Consider the following 22566-nt stretch of genomic DNA (forward strand, 5'->3'; position numbering starts at 1 on the left):
GATTCGATAATTCTGACTTCGGTTGGGCGAAATTCACACAACAATGATTGTATTTAATGATTTTAGTATACGTTTGCTATGTTATCTCAGATCCAGTCGCAATATTTATCATGGATGGAGACAATGGCTATGGTAGTGAGTGACAATCAGCCCAGTGTCTTGTCACGAGGTGACCGATGTGAGTGTAAACTCAAAACGATCAGAAAACGATAAATACGAATCGCTCGATTGGATGCTTTCGGCCGACGATCGAATTCTCGACCATTTCGACGAAAATGGTCCCGGGCTGTGCCCACAGGCAGCCGGAGTGCTTGGTCTCCATGTGTCGTTCGCTCGGAGGCGGTGCGAGATACTTTGTGAGCACGGATTCTTATACGAAAATGATACAGAATTTCGTCTCACAGATCGTGGCCAGCAGTATCTTGAAATCTACGAATAGCTTAGGAATGACCAGAGACCGGCAGCGGTTCGTATGGCTCTTCTAGAAATTCCATATCGCTGCCGGATAGCGTGATGTCAAGTGCTTCGACGGCTTCTTCGAGGTGTTCGATACTCGTTGTTCCAACAATTGGCGCGGTGACCCAATCTTTCTCGAGGAGCCACGAGAGACCGATCTGTGCCATCGTTGCCCCTTCGTCTTCAGCAATTTGCTGAACACGCTCGTTGATTTCTCGACCGCCCCCATCGAAGTAGGGATGGTCTCTTGCGTGACTATCTGCCTGCCCTCGTGCTGTCGTCTCGCTTTCCTCGTGGGGCCGGGTGAGATATCCTCGAGCGAGTGGACTCCACGGAATGACAGCGAGACCCTGATTTTCGCAGTACGGTAGCATCTCCCGTTCCTCCTCGCGGTAGAGCAGATTGTAGTGGTTCTGCATTGTCATGAACTGCTCCAATCCGTGACGATCGCTCGTGTGTCTTGATTTTGCGAGTTGGTGGGTCCACATCGAACTCGCGCCGATGTAGCGCACCTTCTCGCGGCGAACAGCGTCATCGAGCGCACGCATCGTCGTCTCAATCGGTGTCTCGTCGTCCCAGCGATGGATCTGATAAAGATCGATGGTGTCCACGCCGAGTCGTTCGCGGCTCGCGTCCAGCTGTTGCTCGATGGCTTTGCGCGAAAGCCCGCCCGAATTCGGGTCCGAATCGTCCATCTGAAAGTATCCTTTCGTTGCGATCACTTGCTCGTCTTTACGACCAGCAAGTGCATCACCGAGGATACGCTCTGATTCACCGCGTGAGTACATATTCGCCGTATCGAAGAAGTTGATCCCGAGGTCGAGAGCCCGCTCGATTAACTCGGTCCCTGCCTCTTCATCGAGCACCCACTCGCGCCAATCGCTCGTCCCGAAGCTCATGCAACCGAGACAGATCCGGCTCACAGTCATCCCGGTATCACCGAGCGTTGTATACTCCATACTGTTGCTGTCGATTTGAACTACTAAATAACTGTTTGAGAATTATCAATAGCTGATAATTTGAGATAAAACTTTAGACTGTTCGAGACGAAATCATATTGTATGAACTGCGAGCGATCGGACACCGAAAACACTGTCACTGGTTTCCTGAAGTCGGGAGTGCTCCCGTTCACGAGAGCAGCTCACGGGTGATCTTGTGCAATCGAACAGACGGGAAAACAGAGAGGGAGCCATCTACCGATGACGCTTGGCGTCCAACGGACCCCCGACGGATATCGTGTCGAAGTTTCCCGATATATCGATGCGCCACGAGAGGTGCTCTGGGATCTGCTCACGGACACGACTCGCTGGCCTGACTGGGGACCCTCCGTCGAGGAAGTGGTGTATCCCGATCGGTATATTCGACGTGGGGAGCGTGGGCGAGTGCGGGTAAGTGATGGTCTCGGTGGTGTCTGGGTCCCGTTCCAGATTACATCGTGCGCTGACTATCGCTGGACGTGGTCAGTCAGTCCGCCGACTCTCGGTCTCGGTGCGTTCGATCTCGCACCCCGCGTCCCGGCAACAGGTCACCGTGTTGAGCGTACGCCCCCGTACGTAGAACGTGAGTGTGATCCATCTCGCACTCGCCACCAGTCAACACAATCAGCGACAGACAGCTCTCGTGTCGTGTTCGAAATTCCACCCTTGGCTGCTGGCTACGCTATTATCTGTGAACGTGCACTCATCAAACTCGACCGGATTGCGGCGCGTGAAACAGTCGGTGAGAAATGATTCGTGCGTCGAAACAGAAACAGCCCCCTCCAGCGTTGCAGGAACGATACCCGAACCGGTTATCCCGGTTATTGAGTGACAGAAATCGCGTCTCGTACTCGATGTAAGTCGTCTTCGATTCCACTCCCTTCACAATCATCATTCGGACACTCGTAGTGCCACCCGTCTTTTGTGGCCCGTCGCTCCGCAAAGCGCTCACCACAGCACTCGCAGAACAACTGCGAATCGGTGCACGTATCGCGGTGAAGTTCAAGTTCGAGCTTCGTCGTGAACGTCCGCTTGCAGTTCCTGCAACTGTGAACCATATCTGCATTTCAGTGTCCATCGACCATAATGTTACCGACACGATCGTGCAGTGTGTCAAGATTGACCAAACATACTTGTACACGATCATGTATATAATTCATTATGTAGGCTCACACGCCTATTCGTATGCGTCCGGATAGGCCGCTTTGAGGAGATCAGATTCACCGAGTAGTCGTTCGCCGACAGGTGCGACAATGTCGGCGATATACGTTGCCGCCGCGTTCTTCAGATCCTGTGGGTGAAGCTCTTCGTTGACGAAGTCCGCTTCTAGTTCTGTGTAGCTCTCGTACGTGAGGTCGCCACCGAACTTCTCCGGACGTTCGATGTCGAACGATTCGTCGCGTGCCTCAAGCATCGGGAACACAAGGAATCGCACGTATTCGAGCACCCCGTTGTCTTCGACTTCTCCTTGCGGACAGTATGCCTTGTTCAACTTGTTCGTGATCTCGTCGGCATCGTCCGTGAGATTCACTTTCGAAGCGGCTTCAGAAGCGCTCATCTTGCCCCCTGTCAATCCCGAGAGAAGCGGTGCAAAGACACACAGCGGTTTCTCGTATCCTCGATCAGGGAGTATCTCTCGCGAGAGCATGTAGATACCGCGCTGGTCAATACCACCGTACGCGATGTCGGCTTCGAGTGCTGCAACGTCGAGCGACTGCATCAGCGTGTAGAGCAGTCCCCCGAGTTTCGGGTTGTCACTCTGGCGAACGACTTCGCTTCCGGCGCGCTGTGCGCGGCTGATCGTCGTGTCGGTCGCCATCTGAAGGAGTTCGAGCGAATATTCTCTGTCGAGCTCGAACTCGCTTCCCCGAACGAACGTGAGACGATCAGGACTTGCGCCTGCGGTCTCGATCATCGCCTCGATCGCCGTCTGATAGTACTCCGATCTGGCATCGAGCAGATCGAACGGGCTTTTCTCGTCATCGAGGTGCGCGTGGAGATCCGCAATCAGAACCGTCACATCGAACCCGGCACGGATGAAATCCGCAAGCTTGCGGATGGTGGTATAGTGACCGATATGCATCTCACCAGTCGGCGCGTAGCCGATGTAGACACTCGGCTCTTCACGGCTCAACACATCGTCGAGCTCCTCCTCGGTAACGACCTCCTCCGTGTAGCGGGTTATCAGTGCCCGCCGCTCGGCGGTGTCCATGCCCCCGATTTCTCCGTGATTCGAATAAATGGTTCGTTACACGGGCATGGAGCCCACGCTATCGCTTCGAACTGTCAGGCGGACGATCGTGTGTGGATGACTGATCAATCTCATTCTCACCCGTCCCGAGTCGGGCTGACAGGTGGACGATGGTTTCGACGGTGGACTGCCAGTATCAATCCGCTCACGAGGACATGGAAAAGCTCGGTTGCCACAGTACACTGCGCTAAAATCTGTCGTGCATGTCAGCACGAGCTACACGCAGAGCGTCGACGTACTGTGCGTTTTTTCTCAGTCGTCCGCGCTTGCGACCGTCGCTTGGACTTCGATGGTGCCCTCGTCGAGTTCCTGTTCGATTTCGCGGGCCGCGGTCACCATATTGTCCATCTTACCGTACGCGATCTCGCGTGGGAGCAGTTTCAGACCGCAGTCAGGGCTCACTGTGAGCCGTTCTGGTGGGACGACCTCCAGTCCTTTCTTGATGTTCGCTTTGATCTCTGCGACGGATTCGACCGAGGCCGTGTGTGCATCGACGACGCCCATCGCAAGATCCTTCGTGAACTCGTGTTCTTTGAACACGTGCAGTTGCTCGTAGTCACCGTTAGCGAGTTCGAGATCGTACTCGTGGACCGGATAGTCGAGGATCTCGGGGTAGATACGCGAGTAGTCTCCATAGCAGACGTGCAACCCGAGACGAACGTTCTCTGGAATCCCCTCCGCAATTGCGGTGAGACACTCACCGACGATGGTGTGATCGTCCGGTGTGGTCGCAAGCGCAGGTTCGTCGATCTGGATGTACCGAGCACCCGCCTCGACGAGCTTCTCGATTTCGGTGTTTACCAGTTCGGCGATGTCGTATGCAAGCTCTCCCTCCGTCTTTTCGGTCTCGTTGAAGCTCCAGTTTGCGAGCGTGTACGGTCCTGTGATGGGTACCTTTACCGGGCGCTCGGCGACCTCATCTGTGAACGCGAACTCATCGACCAGCCACGGTTCGTCGTATTCAACCTCGCTTGTGATACTCGGTTTATCGAAGTAGTTGTGTCCCCACACCTTGACCGGGCCGTTGAACTCGTAGCCATCGATGCGGTGGGCGAAGTACTCGACCATCTCGTTGCGCCGCATCTCGCCGTCGACGACCACGTCCAACCCGCTTCGCTCGTGTTCATTCGTGATGAGACGAGCAGCGTCGTCTGCAGTCTCGTTCCAATGATCGTCGCCGAACTCCTCATCGCAGTCGATCTCTCCCGTGTAGAGATCACGAACACGATGGAGCCACTTCGGCTTGGGATAGCTTCCCACAACGGTGGTTAACAGAAAGTGATCGTTCGGGTGATTCGGTGGTCTGAACTGCTCGCGTGTGTCTGTCATGCTGTCACCTCCTCAGCGAGGGCTGCTGCCTCGGCGAGAGCGTCCAATTTGGTCTCGAAGCGATTCGTCGGGAGGTAGAATAGTCCCGTGTTCGTCGTCGCATACACTGTCTCGAAGTCAGCTGCCGGCGTGTTGTCCTGCACCCACTCGATCCGTTCGCGGATCGTCGCCGCGTCCTCAACGTTAGTGTTCTGTCCGTCGACAACACCAAGTGCGATGTCGTCTTTTGTCCCGTACTCGTTGATATTGTACAGTGAGTCCTCGTGGTCGGTCACGAAGTCGTATCCGACGGCGTCGATGTCGGCGTCGAGTAAGTGCGCGTGCATCTTCTCGGAAAGCGCACCAAAGTAGGTGTGGACGACGACGTCCGTATCGATTGCTTGTGCGACGGTATCGATTGCCTCGCTCGCCGCCCTGTCTTCTCCATCTTCTGAGTTCGGTGGCTCCTCTACGAGCGATGGTTCGAGAACAAACAACGTTTCAATCTCAGGGAACCCTTCGAGTTCACCCGCGAGGAAATCGGCCACTGCGGTCAGGAATTCATCACCATAGTAGGTGTCCGTTGCGAGCGTCGAGAGCGAGTACGGTCCTGGGATGACTCCTTGTTGTCCTTCGATGTCACTGGCCTGTTCGAGATCGGCAGCCATGTCACCGCTTGCAGTCAACTCGCCGGTCACGACTGGCTCACGATAAAAGTTGTTGTTATCGTAGTACCGGACGATCCCGTGTGTCTCGACGTTCTCGTGGACGGTCAGTGGGTGGGCAAGCATGTCATCCCAGCGCAACTGTCCCTCGACAATACGGTCAAGTCCAGCTTCCTGCTGGCGCTCGATTACTTCGGTACGAGCGCGTTCGTACACAGATTCGATCTTGGGTCCCTCATCACCATCGATGAGATCGCCCTTCTGATGGCCTTTCAGGTCGGATAGCTCCACTTTCGCCCAATCGGGAAGTGGGAACAGTCCCGGTGTGGCCGCCACTACATTTGTCATTGAGGAGGGCTACGCAATCCCCACAAATAATATTTTCTACTCCGTCTAATGTTTCGTGGTAATTTTCATGACGACCAGCGTTTCGAACGGAATGGAATCTTCGGCGACGATTTTTGTTTCGAATCCATTACTCTGTGCGCGTTCGCGCACGGCATCGAGACCAGAGAGCGTGCTCACGAGGAGATATCCACGGCCGTTCGCATCGAGCACTGTGCTCAGGTCGTCGAGAAACGGGTTGATGACGGATCGTCCGTCGGGCCCGCCCGATAGCGCGTACTCCATCCAATCGTCCCACTCGTGCTCCGGATCAGTCGGGAGATAGGGTGGATTGAAGAGGACGACATCGAACGGGCCACAAATCCCCGACACGAGATCCGTGCGAACGACAGTGACTCCATGCTCTCTGGCCTGTTCACACGCGTGTGGGTTAATATCCGTCCCGACCACGGTTGCGTTCGTTTTTTCACGAACGGTGGCTGCAACGTACCCCGAGCCGGTGCCGACGTCGAGAACGCACTCGTCGGACTCGATGCGTTCGATAACAGTCGTGGCAAGCAGGTGTGAATCTTCGGCAGGCTGATACACTTGCTCTGTCTCACGACGGTCGCGCAAGTCACTCACGGTCACCACTCCGTCGGTTCGCCATGGTTCCACGCGAGGCGAGCAAGCGCCGCGAATTTTTCGGGAGACAGTTTACCAGCACGCTTTCTGAGTAGGTCCTCGTCAGCCGCCGTTACGACTGCCGCGGGATTGTCGAGCGACGAAATGTGTGCAGTGTTCCGGATTGCGTTACGCATCGTCTTCCGGCGCTGAGTGAACACCGCTGTCACGAACTGCAAGAAAAACTCGTCGTTCGGAATCTCGTACTCAGGCACACGGGGTGTCGTCCGCACGACAGCGCTCTCGACGGCTGGTTGCGGGGAAAACGCGGTCGTCGGGACCGGTTCGACGATTTCAACGCGCGCATAGTGGCCAGCTGTCACCGACAGGCGGCCGTACTCTGACGTGCTTGGCTCGGCTGCCATCCGCTCTGCGAACTCTCGCTGGAGCATCAACACAAGGGGAACAGAACGCGGGAGTAATCGGAAGACGATCTCGCTCGAAACGCTGTACGGAAGATTCGAGACTGACGCCGTCACACTGTCCGGAATATCTATTTCGAGTGCGTCACCTTCGATGAGCGTCAACCGATCCGCTGCGATAGCGTCCTCGAACTCCTCTCGAAGGAATTCTGCGAGCTTCGGGTCCCGTTCGACAGCAGTCACGTGATCCGCACATCTGAGTAAGCGGTCGGTGAGTACACCCGTTCCCGCACCAATTTCGAGAATGTGATGCGTGGCGGCTGCGGTTACCGATTCAGGCGCAGTGAGATACGCCGGCAATCGATCGAGCACGCGATCATCGACCAGAAAGTGCTGGTCGTGATTCGGATCACCAGCGATCCCAGCACGGGCAATGAGCGCATCGGGATCACGGGCGGACCCAGTCGATGGATCAGTCATTGCATTCGTCTACGTCTCTGCAGCGCAAAATGGATTCGTTCTCCGTCGCGTGGTCGATTTCCGGCCGTGACCACGCTCACGGTATCGTGATCGTACGCTTCATCGACTCGTGCGTTCGAACTCGTATCTTGTTGAATTTGTCACGAAAAATCAGATTATAGTGTGCTATCCTCCGCTAACGAACGAGCGGTATTTCAGGTCCTCTTCTCGAAGTTCCTCGTGAATCCGTTCGGCGAGAATCTCCCGAGGGCTGTGCAAGCCCGAAACGCGCTCTTCGAGATCTTCAAAGTCTTTGAATGGCTGGCGCTTTCTCGCTTCTAAGATATTATTCCGGAGCTTCTTACCAATTCCAGGCAAGAGATTGAGTTGGTGGAGCCGGAGCGTAATCGGTTGCGCGTCATTGTAGTAATCGACGAACCGCTGCTCGTCGTCGTCGATAATCGCTTGAATCGCGTATTCGAGTTCGGAGTGTGCACCGGACGTGAGTTGCTCGAATGAGAGTTCGCGGACGGTTTCGATACTCTCACCATCGAGGTCTACCCAATCACCAATCGATACGTTTGCATCGTCTGCAAGCACGCATTCGACAAGCTGGAAAGTATCTTGCTGTACCGCGTGAACGAGAGACGGTTTCTTATACTGGGGACGATCATCATCGGGTCGCCCATGCGGGAGGTAGTCCAGGACGACAGCAGGACTCGACTCTCTGTCCTCGGCATCACTCATACTCCATACAATGGTAGGCATGTACTTAAGTGAACTACCCACAGCGACAGTATAGAATAATCTACAAACGGGTGGGTTGGTCGTACATGGTGTCGACCGTCCGTCTATCGCATCCCTCCCCCGGTAGAAACCCTCCGGTTTGAATCACATGATCCCCGGGAGATACGACGACACACTCACAGGAGACGGGACAGATCAGACGTACTTTGCGACGACATCGAGAACGTCATCGAGTTCGTCGCCAGACAACGAGTAGCGTTCTTGTGCATATACGGAACGGAGCTCATCGCGCGTCTGCGGAAGGAGATCAGCGATCTTGAATGCGGTCGCTTCGTTCACCTTCTCAAGCTCTTGTAGCTCCGAGACAAGCTCGCGTGAGTCACTCGCACTCAGTTCTGAGAACTGATTGACGTGTTCGATAGCTCGCGCAAGCTCATAGCGCATTTCACGCTCTTCGTCCGTCGCGCGTTCCATCTCGATATCCGCGAGCAGCTCTTTGACCTCCGAGACCGTGAGATGTTCTTCTTCGAGTTTCTCTTTGAATATCGTCATCGCTGCCGTCGGAGATGAGCTGGACGGGAAATGAGCGTCTTCTCCATCCCACCATCGGTGATCTGGACTTTGAACGCTCTCCCTTGCTTCCCGAGAACCTCCCCCGTGTTACCGTTAAAGCGTGGGTGGAACCGTCCCTCGGGGACGCTCGGGTCAATCTTCAGGTGTACTTTCTCACCGACCTCAAACTGCTCGACTCTCGCTTGTGGTGGCGAGGTACCTCGTTCACGAGGATCGTTCGAGAGCTTGTTCCGCGTACTGTGTAAAGGACCATTGGAACTCGGCATTTGATGTACTTTTTCCGGTGAGAGATATAAAAGGTGCGTTCTCGGATCGACCAGAAACGATCCATCGTCATTATGCTACGAGAACAATAGCTATTGCTCCAGATCCGTGGCCGGAAAACAGTTTGTCTGTCTGTTCGTCGCTGGCTGCTTTCGTACAGCTAAATTCGCCCGACGTTCTTTACAGAAACACTCTCGACGCCCTCGGTGCCCTCGAAGGCGTCTTCGACGGCTTCGGTGCCTCCTGCGTCATCGGGAACGATGACGGTTGGCACAAGCGCAACAAGCCCGAACGCGACATCATCGCGCTCGAAACCGTTGATCTTCGCGCCCTCTGGAAGCGAGTCTTCGAGTCGCTCTTGGAGCACGTCGAGGTCGATATCGGGGCTTTCCGGCATGACTTTCAGATTTGCTGCAACTTTTCCCATGGCTACTTTATGGTCCCGTAAATCCGCAGTCCGGACACTCGTAGAGGTTACTCTGTTTTCGACACCGCTTGCACCGGTGGAGCTGCTGTCCGCAGTCTGGACAGCTGAACGACGCAGCACTCATCCCGGCGATGTTGATACCACAGGAGGTGCACTTGCGTTTCACTCGCTGCTCTGCACTCATATCTGTCGGAAGTAGACCGCGTGGTATAATTGTTGTTAAACGGCCCGTCGGAATCGTGAAATACGTTATCGAATTTCGGGGATGAATTTCGTCCCATAGCGTGGTATTCCCTCTTGTGTGTAGACACGCCGGATGACAGGAACAACACGGTCGCCGACGGCTGCTGCTTCGATGAGTTGGCCCGGGAGACTCACGCGCTCGCCAGCGCGTTCGAACCGGATAATTGCCACGCCGAACGAGCCAGAACGCGCCTGCTGTGCTGCAAATTCGGGTGGTGCGCCGCCTTGTTCGATCTCCGTCACCGTCTCGATGGTTCCAGGCCCCCACAGTTCGATCGGATCGTACTCCACCAGCATCTGACAGCCCGAACAGGCCCCCTCTGGTGGGAACGTGAGCGCACCGCAGTCGGGACAACGTCCTGCCACGAGCCGATGTCGTTGTGGTAGTGACCGCTGCCACGACGGAATAGAGACGTACGCTGCGCCCGTATCGAGTCCTGAGGATGTGATCTCACCCTGCTGACGGAGCGACGCCGAATACGTGAGTATACGGTCACCAGTGAGTGAACAGTCACACGGAATTGCTCCGTTGACTTCGATCCGAAGGACATCTGCGCCCGCTCCGCTGCCGAACGCCGCCGCAAGCACCGTCTCGTGTCCGTCATCGATCGCACGAGCGAGCGAGAGTGGAACACTCGCCGCTCCCGTATCGCCCAACTCGTGAACAGTTGCACACTCATGGATAGTAGTTCGTTCAACGCCGAGTGTCGATGCCGCCCGATACGGACGGCTGCCGTCGGGAGCCTGTACCGCTGCTGCAGTCACACCGTCAGCAGTCACCGCTTCGGCCGCCTTCGAGAGCGTTTCAGTGAACGCTTGGCGCTCGTACTTCGTAACGTCGATTCCCTCGATATGGTTGCTTCCAGTCCGCCGAAAGCGGGTTCCGGGATACGGCGCGGCGTATTCACTGTGCTCGACGACGGACCCAGCCCCGTTCGGATCGAGCACGAACGCGGCTGCACCCGCACCTGCCGCGTGCCCGCGCGCATCGTCCGGTTCACCACGGGGACAGTCCGACGCGACGACGAGCGCTGTACACGCAGAGGGTGCCGAGTGAATCGCCCGTGTTCCAGCACGCGTGCTTCCTGTAAACGTCTGGAGGTGTGCTCGCTCGGAAATGCCGAGCATCGACGCGAGCCGCGGCGTCAGCTCCTCCTCCGCGAGCGGTGGTGTTGTGGTGGCGAATCCGAGCCACTCGACGTCATTTCCGTCGATCTCCGCTGCTTCGAGTGCCCGCCGACAAGCACTCGCCGCCATCGTCAATGCGTCTTCGTCCGCGTCCGGAACAGCCTTCGATTCGATGTTCCGTGCTTCGAAACGACCCCACACCTCGGCTATTTCCTCGGCTTCGATACGAAATGCGGGCGCGTATGCGCCGACCGAGCGGATGCAAACAGCAGTCATGTGCTTTCCTCCGTTTGTTTTTCACCTTCGTCTCTGGGTCCGTCTCGTTCGAATACGTGTACCACCGCCGCCCCGCCGCTCCCGCCCACGTTGTGCGTAAGGGCGTATTGGGGGTTCTCGATCTGTCTATTGCCTGCTCGTCCGGACAGTTGTTCGAACACCTCGACGACTTGGCCCGTCCCCGTCGCACCGATTGGATGTCCCTTCGATTTCAGCCCACCGGACGTGTTGACAGGGATCTCTCCGTCGAGTTCGGTCGCGCCCGTCTCGACGAACGGTCCCGACTCTCCGCGTTCACAGAGCCCGAGATCCTCATAGGCCAGTAGCTCTGCAATCGCAAAGCAGTCGTGTACCTCGGCAAGGTCTAAGTCGTCAGGATCCACTCCCGCCATCGTGTACGCCTCTGTGGCGGCCTGTCGAGAGGCAGGGATTCCCGTGTACGTTTCGCGCTGGAAGAGACCAATAGCATCGCTCGCCGCACCAACCCCCGCAACGCGGATCGGTTCGCTGTCGGTGTACGCATCTACGACATCCTCGCTTGCGATGAGCGCACAGGCTGCACCGTCTGTCGTCGGACAGCAGTGATAGAGTGTGAGCGGATCAGCGACGATTGACGCAGACTGGGCATCCTCTAACGAACACTCGAACTGGAGGTGTGCGTGATCGTTTTTCGCACCGTTGTGATGGTTTTTCACCGCGATACGAGAGAGCTGTTCGCGCGTTGTGCCGTACGCGTCCATATGCGCTCTCGCCATCTGTGCGTACACACCGGCGAACGTGGTCCCTGAAAGTCGCTCCCACTCGGTTTCGCCGCTGACACCGAGCCAGTAACGAATCGCTTCGCTCGAAGCATCGGTCATCACTTCGAATCCGCCAGCGAGTACCACATCCGCCATTCCGGCACGAACAGCCATTACGGCCTGCCGGACAGCGAACCCTCCCGCCGCACAAGCGTTCTCGACGCGTGTACACGGAACTCCATCGAGACCGACGTGCTCGGTAACGGCCGGCCCGGAGAGACCCAACTGTCGTCCACCCACACCGAGTGTGCCGACGTACGCCTCATCAATTTGTTCTGGCCGGAGTTCATTCGAGACGCTTTCGAGCGCGTTCTCGTAGGCGGTCGCGAACAACGACCGGTAACTCTCGTCGGGAAAGGAGCCAAAATCCGATTGCCCTGCCCCGATCAGATACGCATCGGGCATATCCCTACCCAGCATCCCCGTCACTATTGCACTTCGGTTGTCGATAGGAGAATCGCTGTAGCTCAGTCGGTGATACTGGTGTGTGACTGGTACTGATATTTCCCATGCATATATGCTGAATTAGAATAACAATTACCACAGCGTATGCCGTTCCCAAACCATCCTGGAAAGCATGATGCACCGACGTATCTCACCCCGGAGTCGATTGCTGATACGTCGGTTGATACGGACACCGCGATTCCTGAGTCGGTCATTCTCTGCTATCAGCCTGATTTCTTCGAACACGTTGTCGAAACGTACGCGGGCGCAGCGATCGATCTGTTCACCGAGTCAGCTCAGTTCTATCGCCTCTCTGAAACGGACGGGCGCGTCGGTGTGCTGGGAGCGTTCGGCATCGGTGCGCCCGCCACAGCCGTCTGCATGGAACGACTCATCGTCCACGGGACGGACACATTCTGCATCGTTGGTGGCTGTGGTGGGATCGGTCGGAACGTTACCCGCCTCAAACCAGTCGTCTGTGATCGTGCGATCCGGGATGAGGGCGTTTCCCACCACTATCTCCCGAGCGGCACCTATATCTCTGCGAGTGCTCCTCTCGTTGACCAACTGGAGACATCACTCGACACAGCAGGCTTCGAGTACAAAACAGGACCATCGTGGACGATTGATGCTCTCTTCCGGGAAACGATTCCTGAGATTAAACGCTACCGGGATGAGGGGGTCCTCACTGTCGAGATGGAAGCCGCTGCAGTGTTTGCGATCGCCGAATATCGAGGCGTAGATGCCGCGGCGCTGTTCTGTCCGTTCGATCTCGTGATGGCAGACGGGTGGGAATCGAAACAAGAGCCGACTGTCGATGGGTTGCGTGATCTCCTTGTTCCTGCGCGTAATGCCCTTCTTTCCTATTCGCGATGAACGACCACAGAGAGACCGTGACACGATTCGCTAGAAACCTGTGAAATACGTCGTGCCAAACAGGGTCGCGTTGTAGAAACCGTGAGCGAGGATCGGGACGGTTAGATTGTCGAATTTCTCGTAGAGAATACCCATGAGAACCGCCAGTAAGAACGGGACGACACTGAGAAGGAGAATACCCTGCACGCCTCCGAGATACCCGATTGCGTGCGGAATAACGAACAACAGAGAGGCGACGAAGATAGCAGCACGTGGATGCATGCTTTGGGCTAGTCGTCGCTGAATTACCCCGCGGAACAGGTACTCTTCGGCCGGTGCGATGAGGATGGGCGAGAGCACAGCCATCACGAGAACCATCGTCTGACTCCCTGCGATCAGCTCCTGGTCTGCACGCCCGAGCTGAATCCCCGTGTGGGTGCTGATTACGCCAACCCCCATTGCGATTGCAAGCATGAGGAGCGTGCTGATGATCACCCACCACATCTGTCGGAACGTCGGTAGTTCGACCGGTACCGTTTCACTGAACCAGTTCCGGAGATACACCCATCCGACGAGCGCATAGCCCGCTTCTGACAGAACGAATACTGCAACGATCGCAGCGAAACTAGTCCCTCCCAAGGTGATCGGAGCGATCGAAAGAAGCGATCCGGTGACGATGGCAGCAACAACTAGTCCAAACCCGATGAGAATGGCCCGCCCGCGATCGTTCCAGTTAGATTGCGAGATTGGCTCGTCCGATCCACTGCTCTGTTGTGCGATATCCATTTAATCTGCATATTATAGAATTTGTTGAATTATATACTTGGTGTTCAATATAGTTTGGTGCTCTCCATATAGACGTGTGTTCATTATCCAGAACCTAATTGCTATCGAACAGTATGATGCTTCTTGAGTGGCTTTGAACTGTGCTGGTCGTGACTTGTACTACAGAGACCGAGCGTGCAGATACAGCCAACAAGGTCATGCCCTCACAGGTGATACAACCCTCCCAATACATCCCAGTCGGAAGGATACTTTGACCATGCGATAGTTATTTAGGCGAATAGGCTAAAGATGTTTTTAGATATGTCTAAAGCTTGTTGGTGTGGTGGAAGCCATGTTCGGTGAACTGTGGGAGATATTCGTTCTGTCGGTGCGTGATGGGTTCGTGCAGGTGAGCGCGTTCGTTGCAATAACCGTGCTCCTATTCAGTTACGTGCAGTACCGGACCGACGGACGATTGATTGAGCAGCTCGAATCGAATCAGCGCGCACAACCAATCTTCGGTACAATGATGGGGTTGACGCCGGGCTGTGGAGGAGCTATCGTGGTGATGCCGCTGTACATCAGAGGGAGCGTGAGCTTCGGAACGGTCGTTGCGACGCTCATAGCGACGGCTGGCGATTCGGCGTTTGTCATTCTCGCGCTCGCACCCGAGGCAGCGCTTTATGCGTACACCATCGCATTCGGAACCGCAATTCTCTCTGGATACGCCGTCGATCGCGCTGGAATCGGCGTCTCTCGCATCGACCGTGCGGTCAGTGAACTTCGCTCTACCGCAACAGACGGCGGGATGGTGGCCAACGGTGGTGTACACCAATCGCACTCCGAGGAGCGTTCACCAGCGTCACCTGGTGTCGGGAGTCAGGTTCACCACTACGAGGATGTTGAGGGCTGTGAGATTGAGACCGGAACACGCGAATCGCCGTTCATGGAGCGATTGAGCAAGGGCGTGCTCGCACTCTGGTGGATTGTTGCCATCGGCGGACTCGTCGCTGGCGTCACGTACCTCATGCGGGGCGCACCGGATGTGGCACTCGTTGCGAACGTGAGCTTTGCGGGTGCGTTCACTATCTTTGGCATCGTTGGTACTGTTCTCTCGTTCTACCTCTACTTCATTGGACGACGATACATCGGCCACGGGCAACTCAGACGGGCAAAAGATACGTTTGGCACTGTTCACGAGACGTTCACGCATGCTGCGATGGAAACGTCATTCGTGACTGTCTGGGTGCTCGCGGCGTATCTCGTCTACGAGTACAGCGTCGTTCTCTTCAGTCTCGATATCGCGGGAATCGCAGCCGCAGCCGGCGTGCTTGCACCGATCGCGGGTGCTGGTCTCGGGTTGATTCCAGGGTGCGGTCCACAGATCGTCCTCGCCACCGCCTACTCCGAGGGCGCAATCCCGTTCTCTGCGCTTACGGCAAACGCCATCAGTCAGGACGGTGATGCGCTGTTCCCGCTCATTGCGATGGATAAAAAGGCGGCACTCATCGCCTCGATCTACACGACGATCCCCGCACTCATCGTCGGTGTTGTCCTCCATCTCCTGTTCGGTCCGATGTTCAGCTTCGGTGTGCTCGGTGGGTGAACCGCTCCCCACGAGCTGATGAACAAGTTCGACATATCAACAATACTCAACGAAATACTGTTAGCTGTAAGATGACGTTGATCGGTAACCCTGTCTACGAGGCCGATAATAGTGCAGAGTGCTCAGACGCTTTGTGACAATGGCTCAGACGCTTGGCAGCGACGAATGACCTTCTGAACGGTATCAAAATTTTCCTCGCGTGTCCCGTAGACGACCGCATCGGCGTGAGAATCGATCTGGCGAGTCACGTCCACGAGCCGATCGACTTCAGCGTCGGAAGCCGATAATTGGATCGTAAGCGGTACGTCAAGGCCCCTGAGTTCCCGAGCGAACCCTCGAGCCAGCGACTCGACCCAGTACGTCGTCTCATAGCTGATGCTACAAAGCGGAACGAGAAAGCCGTCGACGTGGGCTTTGAGCTTCTGGGGGTCGAGACCAGCACACTCACGAAGATTACCAGGATACGGGTCAGGATACACTGTGACGATTATGTCCCCTGATACCCGGTTCGCTACCTCTTGTACGAATCGAGTGACTGTCTCCGTCCGCCACGCGACTCGCTTGTCACGATCGCTCGTCTCGAACTGTCGCTCACACCGCTCGCACCGACAGAACGCAGGGCCTGGAAATCCGAGGGTAGTGAGTCTGACGTCGTTAGCGCCGACCGTTTCGAGCCGATCGAGGAGTCTCGCTCGGTAGTCCGGATCGGTTGGACAGACCGTTCCCCAATGGTGACCCTCGGTTTCGGGTTTCGCACGAGTCCCGTCAGCAGTGACGGAGGCACGACTTGGATCGTCGTGAACTGCCTTCGTATCTCCCCAGCAGGCAACGGAGTTGATCGCACCGTCGAGTGGAGCGCGACGCTGACCACTCACGTCATCCGATATGTAGTGGACAAAATCACCAACATTCTCTCGAACTAGCGTCGGACTGCTTGTGAGAATCCCATACATACGGATCTTTTGGCGGGGGAATCTCAAAAATACTCCTCTGGAAGTGCCACGACGTGTACGATGGTACAGCCGCCGAAACAACTGCGTTGAAGAGTCGGCTGCTTTCTCAGTGGACAATCGGCCATCGTCACACTTTATCGTGAATTGCGCCGGACCAACCCCCTGCGGGAAAACCGTGATTCGTGTCTTCCGGCCGTTTGAGAGATAGTGGCCCGGTACCTGCTCCGAATCTTTACAACTGTGTTCAACTGCTTGGCGGTGAACGACCCTCAACTCTCTTGTGGATGCAGATCGGCGGACACTGTTCATGGAGAGCTGAGAACAGGTCAGGTCAGGTCAGGATACACGTGTCACTCTGCCATCAACACAATAAATACTTACCTAACGCAAATGTATTTGAATCGTCCGATCGCAGATCACTAACCATGCACGAAACAGACGACGAAACAACTGATCCAGATCAGGTTCGCAAACACACGCCCGGCGGAGGCGTAAAGCCAGCTGCTCACCCGATTGATCCGAATGTCCCCGAGGAGTTCGGGCTCGTTCAGGCATGGTGGGGTAATGGCAAAGGAAAGACAACAGCAGCCATGGGGATGGGCTTTCGTGCGGCCGGTCACGGCTATCGGGTGCATATGCTCCAGTTAATGAAAGGTGGTGCTGACAGCGTTGAGGCGGTTCGTGGCGAGTACAATGCTATCGAGTCGATGCCCGGCTTTTCCTACGAAAACCTTGGTCACTACGGCTGGCACGGTATGCAGGACGGCTCCAAAGATGATTCCCACAAAGACGAGGCTCAGGCTGGCTACAGTCGAGCTGAAGAACTTCTACGAGCAGCTGCCGCGGCCGATCTAACTGGAGAACTACCGTTGGACGCTCCTCCCGAGGACGGAATGCATCTCCTGATTCTGGACGAGATTCTCTACGCGGCTGATCGTGAACTCATCGACCCTGCGGATGTCATTACCCTGATCGAGAAGAAACCCGAACACCTTGAGCTCGTCATGACTGGAAGCCACAACAGACCGGAGTATCTCCTCGATCATGCCGATCTCGTCACTAATGTCCGGAAGGAAAAGCACCCGATCGACGAAGGGCAACGAGGTCGGAAAGGAACAGAGTTCTAACGGCCAAGACGCTGTCATTGGTCATCATTCGCCGAGAAGAGCAAGCCACGCCAATAGGACAATCGCAACGGTTTCTGGTAGAGATATTCGGTGCAGATCAGATTGAATCAAACATCACTGTCGTCGTCAACCCGTCGAGCTTTTCGATCTTGCTGTCCGAACTGATCGTATGACCGAATCCGATGGCTGGTTTGTCGGCGTCGATTTCGACGACGACGACCGACTGGCCGAGCAAATTCGCACGGGGAGATCGGATGTTTCCGACGCCAACGACCACGATTGGTCTTCCTTGGCTGTCGAGTCCGGGGTTGCAAGCGACGAGGAGGAGTATTACGAGCGCTTGCGCGAGGTAACGCTGACGGCGACCCGTGCTGCGGTGCGCGAGCGCGCCTTGGCTGACGATCGGCAGATCGTTCACGCTGTCCGAGCGATGGACGACGCAGAACGTGTTGCGAACGAACTCGCAGAGCGTGTTTCCGAATGGGCTGGAAGTCGCTTCGAAGACGCTGGAGCGGGTGTCAGATACGCACGAAGCCTCGCCGAAAAGGAGCCGAACGAACACGGAGCCAGCGCGACCACTTCGGTCGATGAGCAACTCGTTTCGTTTGGTGCTCGCGTTCGAGATCTCGACGACGAGAGCACGTCACTCCGGCGATATCTCGAACGGACGGTTCCAGAGGTTGCACCGAACCTAGCGATGCTCGCCGGACCAGTGCTTGCCGCGCGACTCATCGCGCTCGCAGGCGGTCTCGAAACCCTCGCAAAGAAACCAAGCGGAACCGTACAGGTTCTCGGGGCAGAGGACGCGCTCTTTGCCCATCTCAGGGGACGAGCAACCGCTCCGAAGCACGGCGTTATCTACGTTCACGAGTACGTCTCGGGGACTGCTCGTGAACACCGGGGCTCTGCGGCCCGCGCGCTCGCTGGAAAACTGTCGATCGCGGCCAGAGTTGATCACTACTCCGGTGACCGGCGACCGGAGTTACAGACAGCGTTGGACGAGCGAATCGATCGCATTCGGTCGCGGAGGGAGGACTGAGATGTCTCTTCCAACGCTTCCCACGGGTGTCGAACGGCGGCTGTTTGACGGTGACGAGCGGCTAGCGACGCGCGGCGCATCGGTCTACGGTGAACCAACGGACGGTGAATGGCGGGTGTGGGACGCGCGACGTTCGAAGCTCGGCGCAATGCTCGAACACGGGATGGAAACTGGTCTCTCTGGCGGTGAGACTGTGCTGTATCTCGGTGCAGCTGCGGGAACGACAGTCAGTCACGTCGCTGATTTTTCTGGGCCGACCTACGCGGTGGAGTTCGCTGCTCGTCCAACGCGCGATCTCCTCACGGTTGCCGAGGATCGGCAGAACCTCTTTGCGCTGCTCAAAGACGCTCGCAAGCCCGAAACGTACGCCCACATCGTCGAACCAGTTGATGTCATCGTACAGGACGTCGCCACCCGTGGGCAAGCCCACGTCGCGCGCGCAAATCGCCCATTCCTCCGGGATGATGGCCGCCTGCTTGCTGCCGTCAAGGCACGCAGCGAGGATGTTACTGCCGACCCAGAAAGCGTGTTCGAACAGTTTTCATCCCAGTTGGATGGCTATGAAATACTGGAAACCCAGCGGCTGGAACCGTTCCACGACGACCACCTCGCGGTGGTCGCTCGGCCAGACCGAGACCACTGACTGTCGCACTCCTATTGACTGTAGTTTTTATCTATGGCCGTCGTTTCACCGGCATGGGACTGTCCGTCGATCCACCAGAACCCCCCGTGCTCAAATCACAAATCGATCCGGACGAGTACGACGACACCGAGGTGATGGGTGAGGAGTACCGCCGAGACGAACTCCACGAGTTTCTCGTGGCTGGTGCGTGGGAACAGGCGTTCGAACAGTGGACTACAGACACGCCAATGGACGAAGAGGAGTTCGAAATTGCGACCGATCTCGATCTGTTTTCACGGTTTGATTTCTTCTGGGACGCCTTCGCAGATCGTGTCGGCTACCACGCTCCCGGAATCCCAGAGGACTGGCGCGAGCGAGAGATCCACCCTGACCTCGACTCGTGGGGCACCGTCTCAGCGATCAACGCTGGTCTCACCGAACTCGGACAGATCATCTGTGACGTGCTCAAAGACGAGTACATCGACTGGGAAACCGAATACGAACCGCCAGAAGATTTGCCTGATTTTTGAAAACGGCGTGACGGTAGTGATACTGTCCGGCCGTTGTCAGTCATGCTTCGTTCGGACACCACAACGATAATCATCGATGTAGATAGAATCGCTTTCGCTGAGTCAGCAAATCGCGGCAAGCATCTTATTACCAGATACCCTTCGAAGGGATGTGACCAATAATCAGTCTCTCGCCACAAGACTCAAAGAAGACCTAACAAATGACCTTCCAGTTAGTATCGTTTCTATCTTCCTTGCTATCGTCGCATCTTTCACATTTTCAACAATAAGTAGTATGTCTACCGGCAGCGTTTTGTTGGCGTTGAATATTGCCGTTTTCATTCCGTATGCGTACGAACGTTACTGGCCAGTTGCGTACTCGACCGGCACAGCGGCAATTTGGACCCTTTCTGCGACACTAATCACAACTGGCCTCTTCATCGGCGTATATCAAATTACGGTTGTTGTTCTTTCAATCAGTTCTGCTCCGGCAATCGCATTTGCTGTGACTGTGGTCATTCAGTATGGAACTGCAGCCCTGTTTGCTCGTGTTCGACGGGATGGGTAAGAGAAAACAACGGACGGTTCATGCTTCGAACAGCTATAATACATGTCATCGGAGGGAATAATTGGGCGTCCCAACGGGGAAGACATAGAACGGTCACGGTCAGGAGGGAAAAACGTGTGATTGATGCCTCGGATAACGAGATACTCGAACTTCTCGCCGACAAATATGCTCAGATGATTCTTCAACAGACACGAGACAAAGCAATGTCAGCGAAAGAACTCAGTGAAGAATGCGACATTTCCGTTTCTACAGTTTATCGACGAGCTGAACGGCTCGTCGAGTGCGGGCTTCTTTCTGAACGACGCGTTGCACACCCAGATGGCAATCACCATAGCATGTATGAGGCACGGCTGAACGAACTCACTATTCGTCTCGGAGATGAGGGTTTTGAAATAATTATTTCTGAGAAGCCAACAGGTGATCTCGCTGATCGATTTACAGAGATATGGGAGGGACTGTAATGATCATCCTGCAAGGGGATAAAATTCAGACCCACGCCGATTATCTCCTCTTACTTTCTATCTCTCTGATTGCAGTCGGACTAGCGCTGTTTCTCGTGCTCCATGCCTATCGGGGGTACCGACGCAACGACAGTACACGGATGCTGTTTCTCGCAAGCGGCCTCTGTCTTCTCACAGTCGTTCCAATGACGCTCTCGATCGGGATCAGCTCACTCGGACAGACAACAGCGCTCCAATCCCGAGTATATACATTCTATCTTCCGATAATAATTCGAGTGTGCGAGATTGGTGGTCTCTGTGCTCTTCTCTACTCACTGCTTATTATCCCTGACCGCTCTGAATAATTTGATATCTATCCAGTAATTTCGAATCATCTCAGAGTCGTCGAGCCCTGAGAACGAACGTTTCGTGGCGTTCGTCAGCGTATTCGATCTCGAATCCAGCGTCGGTGAGTGCCGTTCGGGCGTCGGCAAGCGCGTAGCGTTCGTTTGTCGGTGGGCCGTCTTCCCCAGTTCCGTTGCTGGTCCAATCTGCGATTCCGATTACTCCATCAGGTTCTACAACACGCGCAAGTTCCTCAAGTGCCGCATCGCTTGCGAATTCGTGGTACGTCATCGTCGAGAATGCACAGTTCAGCGAAGCATCATCGAACGGGAGATCGCTCACTTCAGCAGTAACGCATTCGACGTTCTCAGGTACTCCTTTCTCACGGTATCGTTCGTGCATCTCATCTTGTACATCGACGGCGTACAGCGTTTCGGCATAGGGAGCCACGTCGTCTGTATAAAACCCCGTCCCACTACCGAGATCCGCGACCGTTCCGGACGGATTGAACAGCGAGAGCAGTTCCTCGACCGAAAGGTACCGGTATCGAGCGAAGTCTTCCAGCGCGTCGGCGTTCTCGATGTCGTACGTGTGAAAGCCCATACGAGTGTGTTCTCTGCCGGCGGGGAAATAGCCTTAGACTCCTCATTTGTGACTGTACTCCCAACTTCCGAGCCCGAGCCCTCCAGCCACGACGACCAAGACAGACGTATAGCTTTGAGAGAGTACGACCGCGATGAGACCGAGTAGGGTGGAAACGACGAACGCGGGACGTGGATCCGCCTTCGTAAGCCGGTTCATTCCGACGAGAAACAGCAGTCCAAGGAGGATGCCTGTGAGGATATCAACAACGTAGTGAACGCCGAGAACGACACGAGAGAGCGCCACGATCGTTACGATCGCTGCTGGTACGAGGTAGTTCTGCCCGTCCCGTTTCGTGAACAGCAGCGCTGCGCCACCGTACACAGCGGTCGATTTCAGGGCGTGCCCGCTGGGAAATCCAAAGCCACCGCTCGTCACCAGCGACTCGTACACCGGTTTGCTGCTCGCTGGAAGCCACGCCGGGAGCATAGCAGTCGTGGCTCCCGGCGGCCGCGGGAGCATAAAAACGTGCTTGAGACTCATTGTCAATGCAGACGTACCAAGTGCAAGCGCGAATAAGTACGAACAATCCTGTAACGGTGTATTCGTAATCGACGAATCACGGCTCACGATCCAATACGTCCCGATGATCCACAGTACAACGAACCACATATCGCCCAATTGTGTGATGAGTCCGGCGATAGCGATAATCGACTCTGGAAGCTGCTTTATGACACCGATCTCTCCGAATCCACGCGACATTTCGT

At 55.7% G+C, this 22566-nt stretch carries 29 protein-coding genes; 11 read left to right on the forward strand and 18 right to left on the reverse strand.

What is annotated here, in order from left to right:
* The first annotated feature begins 178 nt into the window (after positions 1–178).
* Complete coding sequence (locus MW898_RS03410) at positions 179–439, forward strand: winged helix-turn-helix domain-containing protein (protein WP_248904570.1); 261 nt, start codon at positions 179–181, stop codon at positions 437–439.
* A 1-nt stretch (position 440) separates the two neighbouring features.
* Here the strand turns inward: MW898_RS03410 and MW898_RS03415 are convergent, their stop codons facing one another.
* Positions 441–1415, reverse strand: a complete 975-nt coding sequence (locus MW898_RS03415; RefSeq protein ID WP_248904571.1) for an aldo/keto reductase — start codon at positions 1413–1415, stop codon at positions 441–443.
* A gap of 240 nt (positions 1416–1655) precedes the next feature.
* Between MW898_RS03415 and MW898_RS03420 the strand changes: the two genes are divergently transcribed.
* Positions 1656–2186, forward strand: a complete 531-nt coding sequence (locus tag MW898_RS03420; RefSeq protein ID WP_248904572.1) for an SRPBCC family protein — start codon at positions 1656–1658, stop codon at positions 2184–2186.
* Between the two features lie 68 nt (positions 2187–2254).
* Here MW898_RS03420 and MW898_RS03425 read toward each other — a convergent pair whose 3' ends face one another.
* The 13 genes from MW898_RS03425 to MW898_RS03485 all read right to left on the reverse strand — a co-directional run bounded on the left by MW898_RS03425 (position 2255) and on the right by MW898_RS03485 (position 12349).
* Positions 2255–2491 (reverse strand): transcriptional regulator, encoded by a 237-nt coding sequence (locus tag MW898_RS03425; RefSeq protein WP_248904573.1) that lies wholly within the window; start codon positions 2489–2491, stop codon positions 2255–2257.
* Between the two features lie 119 nt (positions 2492–2610).
* The gene (locus MW898_RS03430; RefSeq protein ID WP_248904574.1) at positions 2611–3645 is read right to left on the reverse strand and encodes a tyrosine--tRNA ligase; all 1035 of its coding nucleotides are present in this window, start codon (positions 3643–3645) and stop codon (positions 2611–2613) included.
* Between the two features lie 291 nt (positions 3646–3936).
* Positions 3937–5013 (reverse strand): methionine synthase, encoded by a 1077-nt coding sequence (locus tag MW898_RS03435; protein ID WP_248904575.1) that lies wholly within the window; start codon positions 5011–5013, stop codon positions 3937–3939.
* The gene (locus MW898_RS03440) at positions 5010–6005 is read right to left on the reverse strand and encodes a 5-methyltetrahydropteroyltriglutamate--homocysteine methyltransferase (protein ID WP_248904576.1); all 996 of its coding nucleotides are present in this window, start codon (positions 6003–6005) and stop codon (positions 5010–5012) included. The genes MW898_RS03435 and MW898_RS03440 overlap by 4 nt, the downstream gene beginning before the upstream one ends.
* A 45-nt stretch (positions 6006–6050) precedes the next feature.
* Entirely contained in the window at positions 6051–6626 is a 576-nt protein-coding gene (locus tag MW898_RS03445) for a HemK2/MTQ2 family protein methyltransferase (protein WP_248904578.1), read from the reverse strand.
* A 2-nt stretch (positions 6627–6628) separates the two neighbouring features.
* Positions 6629–7507 carry a 16S ribosomal RNA methyltransferase A gene (locus MW898_RS03450; RefSeq protein WP_248904579.1) on the reverse strand — a complete coding sequence of 293 codons (879 nt, stop codon included), beginning with the start codon at positions 7505–7507 and terminating at the stop codon, positions 6629–6631.
* A 165-nt stretch (positions 7508–7672) separates the two neighbouring features.
* A complete protein-coding gene (locus MW898_RS03455) occupies positions 7673–8233 on the reverse strand; it encodes a DUF655 domain-containing protein (RefSeq protein ID WP_248904580.1) in 561 nt (186 codons plus the stop codon).
* Between the two features lie 195 nt (positions 8234–8428).
* Positions 8429–8785 carry an RNA polymerase Rpb4 family protein gene (locus MW898_RS03460; RefSeq protein WP_248904581.1) on the reverse strand — a complete coding sequence of 119 codons (357 nt, stop codon included), beginning with the start codon at positions 8783–8785 and terminating at the stop codon, positions 8429–8431.
* A complete protein-coding gene (locus MW898_RS03465) occupies positions 8782–9072 on the reverse strand; it encodes a 50S ribosomal protein L21e (protein WP_248904582.1) in 291 nt (96 codons plus the stop codon). The genes MW898_RS03460 and MW898_RS03465 overlap by 4 nt, the downstream gene beginning before the upstream one ends.
* Before the next feature lie 158 nt (positions 9073–9230).
* Entirely contained in the window at positions 9231–9497 is a 267-nt protein-coding gene (locus tag MW898_RS03470) for an elongation factor 1-beta (protein ID WP_248904583.1), read from the reverse strand.
* Positions 9498–9504: 7 nt separating this feature from the next.
* A complete protein-coding gene (locus MW898_RS03475; protein WP_248904584.1) occupies positions 9505–9681 on the reverse strand; it encodes an HVO_2753 family zinc finger protein in 177 nt (58 codons plus the stop codon).
* Positions 9682–9746: 65 nt separating this feature from the next.
* A complete protein-coding gene (locus tag MW898_RS03480; RefSeq protein ID WP_248904585.1) occupies positions 9747–11144 on the reverse strand; it encodes a zinc ribbon domain-containing protein in 1398 nt (465 codons plus the stop codon).
* Positions 11141–12349, reverse strand: a complete 1209-nt coding sequence (locus MW898_RS03485; RefSeq protein WP_248904587.1) for a thiolase domain-containing protein — start codon at positions 12347–12349, stop codon at positions 11141–11143. The genes MW898_RS03480 and MW898_RS03485 overlap by 4 nt, the downstream gene beginning before the upstream one ends.
* 144 nt (positions 12350–12493) lie before the next feature.
* Between MW898_RS03485 and MW898_RS03490 the strand changes: the two genes are divergently transcribed.
* A complete protein-coding gene (locus tag MW898_RS03490) occupies positions 12494–13264 on the forward strand; it encodes a nucleoside phosphorylase (RefSeq protein WP_248904588.1) in 771 nt (256 codons plus the stop codon).
* A gap of 30 nt (positions 13265–13294) precedes the next feature.
* Here the strand turns inward: MW898_RS03490 and MW898_RS03495 are convergent, their stop codons facing one another.
* Positions 13295–14029 (reverse strand): CPBP family intramembrane glutamic endopeptidase, encoded by a 735-nt coding sequence (locus MW898_RS03495; RefSeq protein WP_248904589.1) that lies wholly within the window; start codon positions 14027–14029, stop codon positions 13295–13297.
* 331 nt (positions 14030–14360) lie between these two features.
* Here MW898_RS03495 and MW898_RS03500 point away from each other — a divergent pair, with 331 nt between their 5' ends.
* The gene (locus tag MW898_RS03500; protein ID WP_248909702.1) at positions 14361–15614 is read left to right on the forward strand and encodes a putative manganese transporter; all 1254 of its coding nucleotides are present in this window, start codon (positions 14361–14363) and stop codon (positions 15612–15614) included.
* 122 nt (positions 15615–15736) lie between these two features.
* On the opposite strand, the gene MW898_RS03505 is transcribed toward MW898_RS03500, so the two are convergent.
* On the reverse strand, positions 15737–16567 hold the full coding sequence (locus MW898_RS03505; RefSeq protein ID WP_248904590.1) for a hypothetical protein: 831 nt from the start codon (positions 16565–16567) through the stop codon (positions 15737–15739).
* A 425-nt stretch (positions 16568–16992) separates the two neighbouring features.
* Between MW898_RS03505 and MW898_RS03510 the strand changes: the two genes are divergently transcribed.
* The 7 genes from MW898_RS03510 (at position 16993) to MW898_RS03540 (ending at position 21237) form a co-directional block, all read left to right on the forward strand.
* Positions 16993–17694, forward strand: a complete 702-nt coding sequence (locus MW898_RS03510) for a cob(I)yrinic acid a,c-diamide adenosyltransferase (protein ID WP_248904591.1) — start codon at positions 16993–16995, stop codon at positions 17692–17694.
* Between the two features lie 169 nt (positions 17695–17863).
* Complete coding sequence (locus tag MW898_RS03515; protein WP_248904592.1) at positions 17864–18733, forward strand: NOP5/NOP56 family protein; 870 nt, start codon at positions 17864–17866, stop codon at positions 18731–18733.
* 1 nt (position 18734) lies between these two features.
* Positions 18735–19376: a fibrillarin-like rRNA/tRNA 2'-O-methyltransferase gene (locus MW898_RS03520; protein ID WP_248904594.1), complete on the forward strand. Its 642-nt coding sequence runs from the start codon at positions 18735–18737 to the stop codon at positions 19374–19376.
* Positions 19377–19429: 53 nt separating this feature from the next.
* Positions 19430–19885 (forward strand): DUF7992 family protein, encoded by a 456-nt coding sequence (locus tag MW898_RS03525; protein ID WP_248904596.1) that lies wholly within the window; start codon positions 19430–19432, stop codon positions 19883–19885.
* Between the two features lie 151 nt (positions 19886–20036).
* On the forward strand, positions 20037–20432 hold the full coding sequence (locus tag MW898_RS03530) for a hypothetical protein (RefSeq protein ID WP_248904599.1): 396 nt from the start codon (positions 20037–20039) through the stop codon (positions 20430–20432).
* A 116-nt stretch (positions 20433–20548) separates the two neighbouring features.
* Complete coding sequence (locus tag MW898_RS03535) at positions 20549–20893, forward strand: winged helix-turn-helix domain-containing protein (protein ID WP_248904601.1); 345 nt, start codon at positions 20549–20551, stop codon at positions 20891–20893.
* The gene (locus tag MW898_RS03540; RefSeq protein WP_248904603.1) at positions 20893–21237 is read left to right on the forward strand and encodes a hypothetical protein; all 345 of its coding nucleotides are present in this window, start codon (positions 20893–20895) and stop codon (positions 21235–21237) included. Before MW898_RS03535 ends, MW898_RS03540 begins: the two co-directional genes overlap by 1 nt.
* A 31-nt stretch (positions 21238–21268) precedes the next feature.
* Here MW898_RS03540 and MW898_RS03545 read toward each other — a convergent pair whose 3' ends face one another.
* On the reverse strand, positions 21269–21820 hold the full coding sequence (locus MW898_RS03545) for a class I SAM-dependent methyltransferase (protein WP_248904605.1): 552 nt from the start codon (positions 21818–21820) through the stop codon (positions 21269–21271).
* 42 nt (positions 21821–21862) lie between these two features.
* A complete protein-coding gene (locus tag MW898_RS03550) occupies positions 21863–22561 on the reverse strand; it encodes a phosphatase PAP2 family protein (protein ID WP_248904606.1) in 699 nt (232 codons plus the stop codon).
* Between the last annotated feature and the right edge of the window lie 5 nt (positions 22562–22566).

Source organism: Halocatena marina, from assembly GCF_023276375.1.
GTDB lineage: Archaea > Halobacteriota > Halobacteria > Halobacteriales > Haloarculaceae > Halocatena > Halocatena marina.